Source organism: Nonomuraea sp. PA05 (assembly GCF_008086045.1).
Taxonomy (GTDB): Bacteria; Actinomycetota; Actinomycetes; order Streptosporangiales; family Streptosporangiaceae; genus Nonomuraea; species Nonomuraea monospora.
Genome location: NZ_VSEY01000025.1, coordinates 181,286 through 196,507, shown reverse-complemented (window position 1 = coordinate 196,507; position 15,222 = coordinate 181,286). Strand labels below are relative to the sequence as shown.

Here is a 15,222-nt window from a genome sequence, read left to right as displayed (position 1 = left end):
GGTGAGGCGGCGGTCGGTGAGGCGGCGGTCGGTGAGGCGGCGGTCGGTGAGGCGGCGGTCGGTGGGGCGGCGGTCGGTGGGCAGGTGGCGCAGGTCGTGCTCGGGGCGCTCGGGGTGCGGGAGCCCGCGCTCAGGCCGCCCGCCGCCGGCGCGCCCGACCCCGCGGAACGGCTCGTCGCCGCGCTGGCCGGGCAGGAGCTGCTGCTCGTCCTGGACAACTGCGAGCACGTCATCGGCGAGGCCGCCGCGCTCACCCGCCGCCTGCTCGCCCAGTGCCCCGGCCTGACCGTCCTGGCCACCAGCAGGGAACCGCTGGGCATCACCGGCGAGCACCTCGTCCCGCTCGCGCCTCTCCCCACCCCGCCCCCGGACGCGCTGGACCCGATGGCCTACCCGGCCGTCAGGCTGTTCGCCGACCGGGCGGCGGCCGTCCGGCAGGGGTTCGAGCTCGACCCCGGCAACCTGGACGACGTGCTGCGGATCTGCGCCGCGCTCGACGGGCTGCCGCTGGCCATCGAGCTGGCGGCGGCACGGGTGCGGACGTTCAAGGTGGCGGAGATCGCCGACCGGCTGGCCGAGCACGGACGGTTCCGGCTGCTCTCGCGCGGCGACCGCACGGCCGCCGCGCGCCACCAGACCCTGCACGCGGTGGTGGAGTGGAGCTGGAGCCTGCTCGGGGCCGATGAGCAGGCGCTGGCCAGGCGCCTGTCGGTGTTCACCGGCGGCGCGACGCTGGAGGCGGTCGAACACGTCTGCGGCGGCGCCGCGGAGACCGTTGTGGACGTGCTGGCCGACCTGCTGGACAAGTCGCTGGTCGAGACCGACGGCGAGCGCTACCAGATGCTCGACACCATCCGCCTGTTCTGCCTGGAGCGCCTGGCGGAGGCGGCCGAGGAGGAACGGCTGCGGCACGCCCACGCCACCTGGTTCCTCCGGTTCGCCGAACGCGCCCACGAACACCTCTACCGGGGCGAACAGCTCGACTGGCTCGCCTCCCTGTCGGCCGACGACGCCAACCTGCAAGCGGCCCTGCGCTGGAGCGTCGAGCACGACAGGCCGACCGCGTGGCGGCTGGTGGGCACGCTGGGCATGTACTGGTGGCTGACGGGCCGGCGCGGCCAGGCGGTCCGGCACGCCGAACGCCTCCTCGACGCCACCGGCGCCGAGCCGCCCGCCGGGCTGGCGGAGGAGTACGTGCTGGCCGTGCTGCACGCCGTGCCCGACACCGGCTCACCGCACTGGGAGGCGGCCAAGGAGATCGTCGGGTCGCTGGACCAGCCGATGCGCTACCGGTTCGGCGTGGCGCTGTGGGGCATGATCGCGGGCCCGCCCGAAGGCGGGCTACCCGCGGATCGGGGCCGGTGGATGTCCAGGACCGACTCGTGGAGCCGGGCGCTCGACCAGCTCGGCGTCGCGCTGATGACGCTGCACGACGGGCGGCTCACCGAGGCGGAGACCAGGCTGGAGCAGGTGCTGGCGGACTTCGGCGCGCTGGGCGAGCGGTGGGGCATGGGGCAGGCGCTCGACTGGCTGGCCCTCATCGCGAGCTGGCGCGGCGACTGGCGGCCGGCGATGGAGCTGTGGGACCGGGCGCTCGCCCTGTTCGCCGAGCTCGGCGCGCTCGACGAGCTGGCGGACGTGCTGAGCAGGCGCGGCAACGCGCACTGGCGGGCCGGTGACGCCGAGGCCGCGCGGGCCGACAACGAGCGGGCCGGTGAGCTGGAGCGGCGGCTGGGGCGGCCGGAGCTGATGAGCTGGGTGCAGCTCCAGCTCGGGGACATCTCGCGGCACCAGGGCGATCTGGCCGAGGCCGAGCGGCGGCTCGACGCGGCGCTGTCCGGCTCGGAGACCGGGGCCTTCACGGCCGGGGGGACTCGGTCGCGCGTGTACACCGCGCTGGGGCGGCTGGCCGCCGCCCGGGGGGACGTGGAGGGGGCGGGGCGCATGCACGCGCGGGCGCTGGCGGCCGCGGTGGGCTCGCCGCTGGCGAGCGACGTGGCCGAGGTGGCGGAAGGGCTGGCCGGGCACGCCCTGTCCGAGGCCACGGGGCGTGCAGCAGGCAGGGACGCGGCGGCGCGGCGGGCGGCGGTGTTGCTCGGGATCGGGGCGGCGGTGCGTGGCACGGCCGTGGCCGGGGATCGCGACGTGGCCGCGACGGCGTCGGGCGCCACCCGCGTGCTCGGGCCCGAGGCGTTCGCGGCGGCGTACGCGAAGGGGGCGGCGATGAGCCGCGAAGAGGCGCTCACCACCCTGCGCGCCACCGCGGGCCTGTAGCGCTGACAGCCGCGCCGTGCACTGTCAGCCGGCAGTCGCCCCACTGTCAGCGTCGCCCACGAAGCTTCCCACCATGCGAAACGTCCTCATCTCCGGCGCCAGCATCGCCGGCCCCGCCCTCGCCCACTGGCTCACCCGCTACGGCTTCAAGGTCACCGTCGTCGAGAAGGCCCCCACCCTGCGCCCCGGCGGCCAGGCGGTGGACTTCAAGGGCGAGACCCACCTCACCGTGCTGCGCCGCATGGGCATCCTGGACGACGTGCGCCGCCTCCAGACCGGCGGCACCGACCAGGAGATCGTGGACGCGAACGGCCGCGGGCTGGCGACGATCCCCGGCGAGTTCACCGGCGGCGCCCTGGAGATCAAGCGCGGCGACCTGGCCGCGCTCCTGTACGAACGCACCGCCCCCCACTGCGAGTACGTCTTCGGCGACTCGATCACCTCGCTCACCGAGACCCCCGGCGGCGTCCAGGTCACCTTCGAGCGCACCGCGCCCCGCACCTACGACCTGGTCATCGGCGCGGACGGAATCCATTCGAACGTGCGCCGCCTGACCTTCGGCCCCGAGTCCGACTATGTCCGGCACCTCGGTTACTACTACGCCCTGGTGGACATCGACGGGAACTTCGGCGGGAAGCCGCAGATGTACAACGAGCCCGGCAGGATGGTGGCGACGGGCGGGCCGAAGGCGCCGGCGTTCTTCGTCTTCGCCTCCGAGCCGCTGACCTACGACCGCTACGACACCGGGCAGCAGAGGGAGCTGCTGGCCAGGGCGTACCAGGGCATGGGCTGGCGGACGCCGCGGATCATGGAGGCGGTGCGCCGGTCGGACAGCGTCTACCTCGACTCCATCAGCCAGGTCGGGATCGACCGCTACAGCCAGGGCCGGGTGGCGCTGCTCGGCGACGCCGGGTACGGCAACACGCTGGGCGGCTTCGGCTCGGGGCTGGCGGTGGTGGGCGCGTACGTGCTGGCGGGCGAGCTGGCCACGGCGCGCGGCGATCACCACGTGGCCTTCGCCGAGTACGAGCGGCAGTTCAGGCCGTACGCCAAGATCGCCAAGAACGGCAACGCCGGCCCCTTCCTCGCGCCGCCCACCACGGGACACATGCGCATGCGCAACTGGATGTTCAAGTCGAGCTTCCTCATGGGTCTGATGCTTAAGATGACCGACAAGTTCGCCACGGACATCACGATCAAGTCGTACTGAACTTTCTTCGCACCGGCCGCATCCAATCCCGGCATGAGAACCAAGAACGTGCTCGCGGCCCTGACGGCGGCGCCCCTCGCGGCGGCCCTGATCGCCGTCCCCGCCCACGCCGCGACCGCCGCCCCCGCCTGCCCGGCGCCCACCAAGGCCGAGCTGAAGGGGCAGGACGACAGCGACAAGCCCGCCAAGGGCACGAAGGCACTCAGGGGTGTGCGCGTCCGTCATCTTCCCAAGGGCTTCACCAACGGCTGGCTCTCGGCGATGAAGGACAACGGCATCACCGAGTACGGCTACACCTGGTCCGACAATCGTGACGACATCGACCTCGCGCACCGGTCTCTGTGGGTGCGGGTGGTGTGCTGGCCGAAGGCGACCAAGCTGTCGCACTTGAAGAAGCTGCCCGTGAGCGGGGGCACGTTCGCGGGCAACCCGCGGACCGTGAAGCTGGGCGGGCGCACGGTGCTCAGGAAGGAGGGTGACGGTGCGCTGGGTCATGGCCGGTTCGTCGGCTGGGTCGAGCGTCCCGGCGTCGTCGTCACCGTGATGGCCAGCCAGCCGCTGGTGCCCGAGCTCGCCGCCATCGTCAGGGGCATCAAGCTCTGAGAGATGGGGCTCCTACTCAGGACGTACAGAGTTACGGCCGCATGACGGATGCGCTCGGGGGCCGAGCCTGTGCATCCTGGTGGGGACAGGTCCGTTGGGGGCCTCGTTCCGGACCTGAGAGGAGCCAAGTGGGGATGAACGACACGGCTGGCCGCCCCACCGTGATCCTGGGCAACGGCGCCGTCGGCAGGGTCGTGCTGGCCCATCCGTCCCGGTGCGACCTGGTGCTCGTGCTCGGCATGGACGGCACCCTGCTGAGCTGTGCGCTCGACGACATCGCCTGCGTGGTCGGCGGCGCGCCGCTGTGCCGGGACGGCTGACCCTCTCGGCCGGACGCCGCTGTGCCGGGACGGCTGACCCCTCGGCGGCCCACCGGGGTCAGGAGCGCTCCACGAGCCCGCTGAGCAGCTCGGCCGCCGCGAAGTCGTTGGTGAGCCGGTTCTTGGTGAGCGCGAACGCGGTGCCTGTGGCCGTGTCGGCCCAGGCCGCGCTGCCGCCGGCGCCGCCGATCCCGAACACGGTCGGGGTCTGCTCCGGCGTGGAGCCGGGCCGGCCGATGTTGAATCCGAGCCCCCACGCGGACGGCATGCCGAAGACCTCGTCGGCGCCGCTCGACGCCACGGCCGTCACCTCGCGCAGCCGTTCCGGCGTGATCAGCCGCACGCCGTCCACCTCGCCCATGAGCGCCGCGTACATCCGCGCGATGGCCCTGGCCGAGGTCTTGCCGCCGGCCGGGATGTCGGCCGACAGGTAGTCGGGCCGGCTGCCCAGCTCCGCGTTCGGCATCAGCGTCATCGGCCCGGCCTTGAGCATCGGCAGGTCAGCGGGCATCTCGCCCCACTCGGACATGTCCATGGGCACGTCCTCCAGCCGGGCCAGCCGGGCGTGCTCCCGCTCGGGCATCCCGAAGTACAGCTCGCCGGCCACTCCCAGCGGCCCCGAGACCTCCTCCAGCAGCACCTGCGAGATGGGCTTGCCGGTCACCCGCCGGACGATCTCGCCGACGAGGAAGCCGAACGTGTAGGCGTGGTAGCCCATCTTGGTGCCCGGCTCCCACCACAGCTCCGCGTCCTCCAGCGCGGCGACCATCTTGTCCCAGTCGCAGACGTCCTCGGGGGTGGTGTCGAGCGGCACGCCGGGCACGCCCGCCGTGTGCGAGAGCACGTGCCGTACGGTGACGGCCTCCTTGCCGTGCCGGGCGAACTCGGGCCACAGCTCGGCCACGGGCGTGTCGTAGCCGAACAGCCCCCGCTCGGCGAGCACGTGGGCCACGGCGGAGGTAGCGCCCTTGCCGATGGAGAAGTTGTAGAAGGGGGTGCCGGAGGTGACGGGCCGGCCGGTCTCGGGGTCGGCCACGCCGGCCACCACGTCCACGACCTGGACGCCGTCCCGGTAGACGGCCACCTGGAGCCCGCGCTCCTCGCCTGACTCGACGAGCCTGTCGGCGGCTTCCTGCACCTGCTTCTGAAGATCACTCATGACGTGTCCATATCCTTGTTCGTCGAGGAAACTAGACGGTACAGTACTCACATCAGTACGGAACTGTCCAGTACTGTACGGAGCAGGCGAACGAGAGGGCGGTCGATGGCAGCGGAAGAGGACGGCCGGACGGCACGCAAGCGCAGGCAGATCCTGGAGGCGGCGCTCCCGGTGTTCCTGCGCAACGGCTACGTCGGCGCCAGCATGGACGAGGTGGCCGCACTGGCCGCGGTGTCGAAGCAGACCGTCTACAAGCACTTCACCGACAAGGAACAGCTCTTCACCAGCATCATCATGGACACCACCGGCCAGGTGGAGGGGCTGGCCAAAATGATCACGGCGGCGCTGGAGGACAGCGACGACCTGGAGAAGGACCTTGGCGAGCTGGCCCGCCAGTTCCTGGCCCGCATCATGAGCCCCGACGTGCTGCGGCTGCGCCGGCTGGTGATCGCCGAGGCCGACCGCTTCCCCGACCTCGGCCGCACCTGGTACGCGCAGGGCTTCGAACGCTCGCTCAAGACCATGACCACGGCGTTCGAGAAGCTGACCGAGCGCGGCCTGCTGCGTGCCGACGACCCGGCGCTGGCCGCCGAGCACTTCGTCGGCCTGCTGCTGTGGATCCCGGTGAACAAGGTGATGTTCTCGGGCATCGGCGAGCACTACACGCAGGCCGACCTTGAACGCCTGGCAGAGGCGGGAGTGGCCGTGTTCCTGCGCGCCTACGCTAACCCAGGAAGCGCTTGAGCCCGTCGGCCAGCGCGGTGGCCATGCGCTCGCGGAAGGCGGGGTCGGACATCTTGGCGGCGTCGCCCTTGTTGCGCATGTTGCCGCACTCGATGAACACCGCGGGCCGCTTCGACAGGTTCAGCCCGCCCAGGTCGGTACGGGTGTCGAGGCCGTTCTTGGCGGTGTAGGTGGCGTACGGCATGCCGGTGCCGTCGCGGTAGGCGTCGCGGATGTCGCGGCCGAGCCTGGCCGACGGCTTGACCACGTCGTCGTTGTGCCCGCGCAGCAGCCCCGGCATGATCACGTGGAAGCCGTGCCCGCCAGGCGTGGCCCCGTCGCCGTGGATCGACAGCACCGCGTCCGCCCTGGCCTCGTTGCCGATCGCGGCCCGCTCGGTGACGCAGGGGCCCACGCCCTTGTCGTCGGGGCGGGTGAGCACGACCTTGGCGCCCATGCCCTCCAGGATCGGCTTCAGCCTGCCCGCGACGTCCCAGGTGAAGGCGTGCTCAGGGAAGCCGTCGTCGGTCTCGGTGCCGGTGGTGTTGCACGCCTTGCGGCCGGTGATGATGTCGACCTGGCGGTTGATCTCCTTGGGGTGCGAGGCGTTGCCGCCGTTGTGCCCCGGGTCGAGCACCACGGTCTTGCCCGCCAGCGGCTTCCCGCCACCTGATGGCGAGGCGGGCAGTGCCACCTTCTGGGCGGCGGGCACGGCGGCGCCGCCGCCGCAACCGGCGGACAGCGCGGCGAGCATGGCCAGGGCCACGGGTCCGGCTCGGTAGGCGCGCATGTCACCGACCGTACCGGGCCGGGCACCCGAATCCCAAGACCCCGCTGACCTGCGATTTCGTGTCGCCGCACGCGGTCGGCCGCTCGGCAGGACCGCTCCGTCGCGCGGGTGAGCGGCCGCTCAGCCGCGCAGCCCCGCCGCGGGCGGCTCCTGCTGCTTGCGGATCAGGTACGGCGGCATCGCCAGCGCGTGCGTCCCGGTCGCGATCAGCGTCTCGATCGAGTGCTCCGGCGTCTCCGTCAGCGGCTCGCCCGGCCCGTTCAGCGAGGTGTTGATCAGGACGGGCGTGCCCGTGCGCTCGTGCCACCTGGTCAGCAGCGCGTGCAGGAACGGCGTGGTCTCCCGGGTGACCGTCTGCACCCTGGCCGTGCCGTCCACGTGCGTGATCCCCGGCAGCCGGTCGCGGTGCCCGGGCCGGACGGCGGCGGTGTACTGCATGAACGGGGCCGGCCGGTCCAGCTCGAAGATCTCCTCCGCGTGCTCGGCCGGCACCAGCGCCGCCAGCGGCCTGAACCACTCGCGGCCCTTGACCTGGAAGTTCAGGTAGTCCTGCATGTCGGGGTCGCGCGGGTCGGCCAGGATGCTGCGGTTGCCCAGCGCGTTCGGCCCCGACTCGCTGCGGCCCTGGTGCAGCCCGACGACGCGGCCGCTCTCCAGCAGCGTGACCAGGGCGCCCGCCAGGTCGTCCGGCTGCTCGGCGTACAGGCCGGCGGGCAGGGCGTGCACGGCGGCGTCGATCTGGCTCGCGTCGGCGTCGGGGCCGAGGAAGTCGTGCGTCCAGCGGAAGTGGCTGTCCACGCCGAGGCAGGCGATGAGCCCGTACAGGGCGCAGCCGACGGCCGTGCCGCCGTCGTGCGGGGCGGGCGGCACGAACACCTCGCGGAACGGCGACTCGCGGATCAGCGTGCCGTTGGCCGAGCAGTTGAGCGCGGCGCCGCCGGCGAAGGCCAGCGCGTCCAGGCCCGTCTCGGCGTGCAGCCAGGCGGCCACCCGGGCCAGCGCCCGCTCGAAGGCGCGCTGGCCGGCGGCGGCCAGGTTCGCGGCGCGGCGGAACTCCTCGCCGCCCGGCTCGTAGACGAACGCGTCCCCCCGGCCGAACGTCCGCAGCCAGGCGGCCGGGATGTGCACCTCGTGGCCGCGCACGTCGAGGTCGGGCAGGCCCAGCGCGTCCGGGTCGCCGAACGCCGCCAGGCCCGTCACCTTGCCCTCCTCGCCCTCGGTGCCCGGCCACAACATCCTCGTCAGCAGCGTGTAGAAGCAGCCGAGCCCGGCGGGCCTGGCCCAGTCGCCGTCCCAGAGCTGCTTGGCCAGGCATTCCAGGCGTCCGCGCCCGCACCGGTAGAACGAGGCCACCTCCAGCAGGTCGCCGCCCGTGCCAGGCGGCAGCGGGACGTCCTCGGTGAAGTCCCTGACGCGGCTGCCCCGCGCGTCGATGACCAGCCCGGCCGCCTCCTCGAACGGCGAGGGGTAGAACGCGCCGTAGAGGTGGGAGAGGTGGTGCGAGACCAGAACGATCGGCGCGCCGTCCCTGAGCCCGAGCGTCTCGCGCGCCTCTTCCTGGTACGCGGGCGCGTGCTCGACCTCGGTGTCGGACGAGTAGCCCTCCACGACCAGGTCCACCGGCTCCTTCAGCAGCGGCATGGCCGGTAGGTAGCGGTCGGGCAGGTCGCCGAGGCGGCCCCAGTGGTGCTTGCGCCGGCTGACGCGCTCCTTTTGCAGGCTGTACATGCCGGACTCGCCCACCGCGACGGCGATGGAGCCATCCTTGGTGCGATTTATACCGACGACGATGGGAAAGTTCGCCATCTACAGTGCCTCCTGATCGTGATCACGGGCACCGATACCCCAGGTCGTAACAAGTGGATCTCTCAACCGCGTAAGGGACACGTCAGCAGAGCTTGTCCTTGGCGAAGCGGCGGCGGCCGGGAGCAGTAAAGCGTGGCCGGCGCGGTGCTGGCCGGAATCGGCGATCCGCCGCACCATACGGACGTGCCGCAAACCTCCCCGACCGGCCCCGGGCAAGAACCCGCGGCGGGCGCGCTGGCCGCCGACCGGCTCGGCGCGCCCACGGTCGTCTACTTCGTCCTGTCGGCCGCCGCGCCGCTCACCGTCGTCGCCGGGGTGGTCACCACCGGCTACGCCGTCACCGGGATCACCGGGCTGCCCATCGCCTTCCTGGTCGTGGGCGTCGTGCTCGCGCTCTTCGCGGTCGGGTACGTGGCGATGGCCCGTCACCTGGCCAACGCCGGGGCCTTCTACACCTACATCACCAGGGGCCTGGGCCGCCCGGCCGGCATCGCGGCGGCCTGGATGGCGCTCATCGCGTACAACACGCTGCAGGTCGCCCTCTACGGCGCGTTCGGCGTGGCGACCGCGCCGCTGCTCGAAGGGTGGCTGGGCGTCACGCCCGCCTGGTGGGCCGTCTCGCTGGCCGCCTGGGCGCTGGTCGCGGCGCTCGGCCTGATGCGCGTGGACGTCAACGGCCGGCTGCTGGCCGTGCTGCTGACCGCCGAGGTGGCGGTCATCCTGCTGTTCGACCTGGCCGACCTGATCAACCCGGCCGCCGGCGGCTACTCCGCGGACACGCTGTCGCCCGCCGCGCTGTTCGTGCCCGGCGTGGGGGCGCTGCTGGTGCTCGCGACGCTGGGGTTCGTCGGGTTCGAGTCGTCCGTGGTGTTCTCCGAGGAGAGCAGGCGGCCGCGGCGGACGGTGCCGATCGCCACGTACGCGTCCGTGGCGATCATCGCCCTGGTGTACGCGCTGTCGTCGTGGGCCATGACCGTCGCCACGGGGCCCGGCCAGATCGTGGCCACCGCTCGGCAGCACCAGGCGGACACCATCTTCGTCCTGGCCGGGCAGCACCTCGGCGCCTTCGTCGTGGACCTCGGCAGGGTGCTCTTCGCCACCAGCGTCCTGGCCGCGATGATCTCCTTCCACAACACCAGCGCCCGCTACTTCTTCGCGCTCGGCCGCGAGCGGGTGCTGCCCGCCCTCTTCGCCAGGACGCGGGCCCGCACCGGAGCGCCCCAGGCCGGCTCGATCGCGCAGAGCCTGCTCGGCCTGGCCACGATCCTGCTGTACGCGGCGCTCGGCCTCGACCCGCTCGTGCAGCTCTTCTTCTACGGCGGCGCGTTCGGCGGCCTCGGCGTGCTGCTGCTGATCTTCGTGACGTCCGTCGCGGTCATCGCCTTCTTCGCCCGGCAGCCGAGCGGCGAGACGCTCGGCAGGCGGGTGATCGCGCCCGTGCCCGCCGCGATCGCGCTGGCCGTGATGGTGTGGCTGGCGCTCGACAACTTCTGGGCGCTGCTGGGCGTACCTCAGGGTGACACCCTGGCGTGGGTGCTGCCCGCCGTCTACGGGGCCGCAGCGGCGCTCGGGGTGGTGTGGGCGTTCGTGCTGCGTGCCGGACGGCCCGCCGTTTACGCTGCGGTGGGGATGGGCGCCAAGGCCGCCACCGTCCCCGACGGCGCATGATCGACGAGAGGAGACCTGGGCCGATGGAGGAGACCTTCCGAGCAGGGCCGGCAGAGGCGTTCGGGCCCTGGCCGGTGTTCCACCGCGAGAGTGAGGCGGCGTTCGCCTTACGGCCCGCCGTCCGCCTGGCGACGGCGGACGACGCGCAGCGGGTCGCCGACCTGATCGCGACCGCGTTCGCGGGGCTCCGCCCCATGGCCTACCTGGTGCCCAGCCGCAGGGACCGGCACCGGATCATGGCCGCCAACTTCCGCATCTTCGTGGAGCACGCCGTCGAGCACGGAGAGATCCACCTCATCGACGACGGCCCCGCCGTGGCGGTGTGGTTCCCCTACACCTCGCCGCTGCCCGCCCCGCACGACTACGGCCGCAGGCTGGCCGAGGCCACCGGCGAATGGGTCGACCGGTTCCGCACGCTGGACGAGCTGTTCGAGAAGAACCACCCGGCCGCGCCGCACCACCACCTGGCGTTCCTGGCCGTGCACCCCGAGCGGCAGAACGAGGGCCTCGGCACCGCCCTGCTGCAGTACCAGCACGCCCGCCTCGACGGGCTCCCCGCGTACCTGGAGGCCAGCGACCCGCGCAACCGCGACCTGTACACCCGGCACGGCTACCAGGCGCGAGAGCCGTTCGCGCTGCCGGACGGCGCCCTGTACTGGCCGATGTGGAGGCCGGGCGCCGATTTGTGAGGCGTCACAGATTTGACCGCCGACATTTACTCCCCTGTCCAGTTCACAGAATGACGAGCATGGCTCATCGTGTGTCTGCGAATCCAACCGCGACCACGGGAGAGCCCTCATGCGCCGCCGTACCTTCCTGACAGCCCTGCCCGCTTCGGTGGCGTTCTCCGGGGCGGTGTGGCACGAGGCCGTGGCGTCGGTCTCCGCAGGCGAGAGCCCGTACGGGCCGCTCGGCGCGCCCGACGCCAACGGCATGGCGTTACCCGCCGGCTTCACCGGGCGGATCGTGGCGCGGACCGGCCGCAGCGTCGGCGGCACGCTCTGGCACCCGGCCCCCGACGGCGGCGCCTGCTTCGCCGACGGCGCCGGCTGGATCTACGTGTCCAACTCCGAGGTGCCGCTGATCGGCGGCGCCTCGGCGATCAAGTTCAGGGCGGACGGGTCGATCGAGCGCGCCTACCGGATACTGAGCGGCACCAACCTCAACTGCGCCGGCGGCGCCACCCCATGGAACACCTGGCTGTCGTGCGAGGAGATCTTCCGCGGCCGGGTGTACGAGACCGACCCGTACGGCGTACGCGCCGCCCAGCCCCGCCCCGCCATGGGCCGCTTCAAGCACGAGGCCGCCGCCTGCGACCCCGACCGCCGGGTCGTCTACCTGACCGAGGACGAGTCCGACGGCTGCTTCTACCGGTTCACCCCGACTACCTGGGGCGATCTGTCCAGCGGGCGGCTGGAGGTGCTGTGCGGCGACGGCGTCGTGTGGCGCGAGGTGCCCGACCCCTCGCCCGCCGTGCTGCAACGCCAGACCAGGCACCAGGTGCCCGAGGCCAGGCACTTCAACGGCGGCGAGGGCTGCCACTACGCCGCCGGCGTCTGCTACTTCACCGCCAAGGGCGACCGCAAGGTGTGGGCCTACGACACCGCCCGCCAGACCGTCACCGCGATCTACGACGGCACCGGCACCCTCGACGGCGTCGACAACGTCACCGGCCTACGAGGCGACCTCTACGTGGCCGAGGACGGCGGCAACATGGAGATCAACATCATCACGCCCGACGGCGTGGTGGCCCCGATCATGCGCCTCGACGGGCAGGCGCAGTCGGAGATCACCGGGCCCGCGTTCTCCCCCGACGGGACCCGGCTCTACTTCTCCTCCCAGCGCGGCACCAGCGGCGAGAGCGCGGGCACCGGAGGCATCACCTACGAGGTGACCGGCCCCTTCCGCCGCTGACCCGACCACGGATTCCGACACCCCCCACCCCCCTGCCGGAAGGAGTCCACCATGGTCCGACGGATGCTCACCCTGCTCGCCGCCGCCTGGCTCGTCCTGAGCCTCGCCCCGCCGGCGCACGCCCAGGCCGAGGTGTACGTGGCGCTCGGCGACTCGGCCGCCGCGGGACCGCTGGTGCCCAACCAGATCCACCTCGGCTGCCTGCGCTCCGACCGCAACTACCCGCGCCTGACCTCCCAGGCCATCGGCGCGGCCACGTTCCGCGACGTGACCTGCTCCGGCGCCGAGACGGAGGACATGTACCAGCCGCAGAGCACCGAGCTCGGCGACGTGCCGCCCCAGCTCGACGCGCTCACCCCGAGCACCACGCTCGTCACCGTGCAGATCGGCGCCAACGACGTCGGCCTCACCGACTTCATCGAGGACTGCCTCAACCTGCTGCCCCCGCCCATCGGTGACGCCTGCAACGACGACTACAACGTGGGCGGCCAGGACAAGTGGCGGGTGGACACCGACGCGCTGCGGCCCGTCCTGGTCACCCTGATGTCCGACATCCGCGCCCGCGCCCCGCAGGCCCGGATCTTCATGGTCGGGTACGGCACGTACGCGCGGCAGGACGGCTGCTACCCGCGCGTCCCGATCATCAGGGCGGACGCCAACTACATCAGGGCGACACTGCGGTACTTCAACCAGATGCTGGCCGAGCAGGCCGCCGCGGCCGGGGTGGGCTTCATCGACCTGCAGACCCCGAGCGTCGGCCACGACCCGTGCGCCTCGGCCGGCACCCGCTGGATCGAGCCGTACGTGCCCGCCTCGCCCGCCGCGCCGTTCCACCCGAACGCGGCGGGGATGCGCGGCTTCGCGGTGGCGGTCACGGCCGCCGTCACGGGAGCCCGTTGAGAGGTGGCCAGCGGCGTTCGGTGAGGCGGCGGGCCGCCAGCGCGGCCCCGATCCGCTGCAGGTGGGCCGGGTCCATCGGATCCAGCCCGGTCAGGACGACCACCCTGCGCAGCCGGTAGTCGACGGTGTTCGGATGCACGTGCAGCAGTTCGGCGGTCCGCCGCCGGTCCAGGCCCGTGCCCAGGTACGCCGTCAGCGTCCTGAGCAGATCGGGGTTGTCGAGCAGCGGGTCGAGCAGCCCCGCCAGCAGCGCCGTCGCCTGGCTCGACCGGGTGAGCTGGTATTCGAGCAGCACGTCGGCCAGCCGGTAACCGCCCGGCGGCCGCTCGAAGACCCGCACCACCTCCAGCACCTCCTCCACCAGCCGCGCCGCCGCCGGCACCCCCTGCGGCGGCGCGCACTCGGCGGCCAGCCACATCGGCACCCCCGCCGCCTTGGCCGCCGCCCGCGCCAGCTCGCCCGGCTCAGGCTCCTCCCCCTGCAACGGCACCAGCACGAGCCCGCCCGCCGTGTCCAGCGCGGGCAGCACCGGCTCCGCCGCGTACCGCTGCAACGCGGTCCTGAGCCGGTGCAGCTTGCGCCGCCCGGCGACCGGCGCGCCCGGCCCGTCCTCGTCGGGATGCCGTCCGGCCGCGACCGCCAGCACCAGGTAGCGCGGCGGCAGCCGGACGCCCGCCAGCGCCGCCCGGTCACCGCCGAGCAGCGCCGCGACGGTGGCGTGCATGGCGTGCTGCTCCTGGCTGAGCAGGCTCTCGCGCTCCTCCAGGTACGCCGAGCAGACGGCGGCCGTCGCCGCCTCCATGTAGAGCAGCACGATCCGGCCCGCCTCCAGCACGTCGTCCAGGTCGTCCGGCCGGGCGTCCGCGAACAGCTTCTCGCACACCATGCGCGCCCCCAGGTGGTAGGCCGAGAGCAGCGCTTCGAGCGGCACCCCCTCCTGGGCGCGGCGGGCCGCCGACTCCCGCAGCGGCGCCAGGTCGGCCCTGACGGGCGGCCGGCGCTCGCGGAAGGCCCGGGAGATCAGGCGCAGGTTGTGCTCGGTGATGGCCGTGATGTCGCCGTCGAGCTCCTCCTCCGGCAGCCGCCGGTAGACGGGGATCCGCTCGGCGAACCCCCGTACGAGCCGCCTGGCCAGCTTGGCGCTCTGGCGGTCGAGCAGCTCGTGCATCGGGCAGCCGGCCAGTTCGAGTGGGCGCACCACGCTCGAACCCTGCCACGGGGTGAGCCATTAATGAAGGCCCCGGCCTCACCACCCCTGAGGCCGGGGCCCTACCGCCGATGGGCCTACAGCCCGGTCACCTTGAGCTTGACCTGATAGGAGTAGAAGGTCTCGTCGGTCCCGTCGATGAAGTCCTCCACGTAGTCCACGGCGTTCGTCGCGAGCGGCGCGCACACGCTGCTGCCCGAGACCGAGATGGAGCCGAGGCTGTCACCGCTGCCGACGACGGGCGGGGTGACCTCGCGCAGGCTGAACGAGACACTGCCCGAGTTGCCGACGACGGTGCTCGGGTTGCCGAAGTCGGCCGGGTCGGCGTCGTCGCCGTTGCGCATGTTGACGTAGCCGTTGTTGGGGAACAGGTTCCCGCCGACGAGGAAGCGGAGTTCGTCCTTGCCGTCCCTCTCGTCGACGTTGAGGTTGTCGATGTCGTACAGCTCCACGCGGCAGTTCGCGGCCATGGCCGTGGCGGTGGCCGGGCTCGCGGCCAGCACCGCGGGTGCGGCCAGGCCGGCGGCCAGGGCGAGTGCGGCGATCAGCTTGTGAGAGTGCATGCTGTGCTCCTCGATGTGCGTCGTCTCCGCGGCCTTCGCCGAGACGCGGCATCAGGGTGCGGACAGCACCGTGAGCGCACCGTTA

Annotated in this window: 14 protein-coding genes; 9 read left to right on the top strand and 5 right to left on the bottom strand. The window is 72.6% G+C overall.

Annotation, left to right across the window (positions count from 1 at the left end; translation table 11 throughout):
• From FXF51_RS61135 to FXF51_RS35275, 4 genes are all read left to right on the top strand, one after another.
• Positions 1-2,274, top strand: a 2,274-nt coding sequence (locus tag FXF51_RS61135; RefSeq protein ID WP_187414737.1) for an ATP-binding protein, incomplete at its 5' end; no start/stop codon positions are given.
• Between the two features lie 73 nt (positions 2,275-2,347).
• Entirely contained in the window at positions 2,348-3,484 is a 1,137-nt protein-coding gene (locus FXF51_RS35285) for an FAD-dependent monooxygenase (RefSeq protein ID WP_148439035.1), read from the top strand.
• A 33-nt stretch (positions 3,485-3,517) separates the two neighbouring features.
• On the top strand, positions 3,518-4,087 hold the full coding sequence (locus tag FXF51_RS35280) for a hypothetical protein (protein ID WP_148439034.1): 570 nt from the start codon (positions 3,518-3,520) through the stop codon (positions 4,085-4,087).
• Between the two features lie 134 nt (positions 4,088-4,221).
• Positions 4,222-4,407: a hypothetical protein gene (locus tag FXF51_RS35275; RefSeq protein ID WP_148439033.1), complete on the top strand. Its 186-nt coding sequence runs from the start codon at positions 4,222-4,224 to the stop codon at positions 4,405-4,407.
• Positions 4,408-4,465: 58 nt separating this feature from the next.
• Here the strand turns inward: FXF51_RS35275 and FXF51_RS35270 are convergent, their stop codons facing one another.
• The gene (locus FXF51_RS35270; protein WP_148439032.1) at positions 4,466-5,566 is read right to left on the bottom strand and encodes a serine hydrolase domain-containing protein; all 1,101 of its coding nucleotides are present in this window, start codon (positions 5,564-5,566) and stop codon (positions 4,466-4,468) included.
• A 105-nt stretch (positions 5,567-5,671) separates the two neighbouring features.
• On the opposite strand from FXF51_RS35270, the gene FXF51_RS35265 reads away from it, so the two are divergent.
• Complete coding sequence (locus FXF51_RS35265) at positions 5,672-6,310, top strand: TetR/AcrR family transcriptional regulator (protein ID WP_148439031.1); 639 nt, start codon at positions 5,672-5,674, stop codon at positions 6,308-6,310.
• On the opposite strand, the gene FXF51_RS35260 is transcribed toward FXF51_RS35265, so the two are convergent.
• Positions 6,291-7,079: an N-acetylmuramoyl-L-alanine amidase gene (locus FXF51_RS35260; RefSeq protein ID WP_148439030.1), complete on the bottom strand. Its 789-nt coding sequence runs from the start codon at positions 7,077-7,079 to the stop codon at positions 6,291-6,293. The genes FXF51_RS35265 and FXF51_RS35260 overlap by 20 nt on opposite strands.
• 120 nt (positions 7,080-7,199) lie before the next feature.
• Positions 7,200-8,885, bottom strand: coding sequence for a carbamoyltransferase C-terminal domain-containing protein (locus FXF51_RS35255; protein ID WP_148439029.1), 1,686 nt, complete (start codon positions 8,883-8,885; stop codon positions 7,200-7,202).
• 183 nt (positions 8,886-9,068) lie between these two features.
• Here FXF51_RS35255 and FXF51_RS35250 point away from each other — a divergent pair, with 183 nt between their 5' ends.
• The 4 genes from FXF51_RS35250 (at position 9,069) to FXF51_RS35235 (ending at position 13,367) form a co-directional block, all read left to right on the top strand.
• The gene (locus FXF51_RS35250; RefSeq protein ID WP_222871599.1) at positions 9,069-10,553 is read left to right on the top strand and encodes an APC family permease; all 1,485 of its coding nucleotides are present in this window, start codon (positions 9,069-9,071) and stop codon (positions 10,551-10,553) included.
• Positions 10,554-10,576: 23 nt separating this feature from the next.
• Entirely contained in the window at positions 10,577-11,242 is a 666-nt protein-coding gene (locus FXF51_RS35245; protein WP_222871598.1) for a GNAT family N-acetyltransferase, read from the top strand.
• A 109-nt stretch (positions 11,243-11,351) separates the two neighbouring features.
• Positions 11,352-12,467, top strand: a complete 1,116-nt coding sequence (locus FXF51_RS35240; protein ID WP_148439028.1) for an alkaline phosphatase PhoX — start codon at positions 11,352-11,354, stop codon at positions 12,465-12,467.
• 51 nt (positions 12,468-12,518) lie between these two features.
• Entirely contained in the window at positions 12,519-13,367 is an 849-nt protein-coding gene (locus FXF51_RS35235) for an SGNH/GDSL hydrolase family protein (RefSeq protein ID WP_148439027.1), read from the top strand.
• Here the strand turns inward: FXF51_RS35235 and FXF51_RS35230 are convergent.
• Together FXF51_RS35230 and FXF51_RS35225 are read right to left on the bottom strand one after the other, a co-directional pair.
• Positions 13,351-14,568: a PucR family transcriptional regulator gene (locus tag FXF51_RS35230; protein WP_148439026.1), complete on the bottom strand. Its 1,218-nt coding sequence runs from the start codon at positions 14,566-14,568 to the stop codon at positions 13,351-13,353. The genes FXF51_RS35235 and FXF51_RS35230 overlap by 17 nt on opposite strands.
• An 83-nt stretch (positions 14,569-14,651) precedes the next feature.
• Positions 14,652-15,137, bottom strand: coding sequence for a hypothetical protein (locus tag FXF51_RS35225; protein WP_148439025.1), 486 nt, complete (start codon positions 15,135-15,137; stop codon positions 14,652-14,654).
• Between the last annotated feature and the right edge of the window lie 85 nt (positions 15,138-15,222).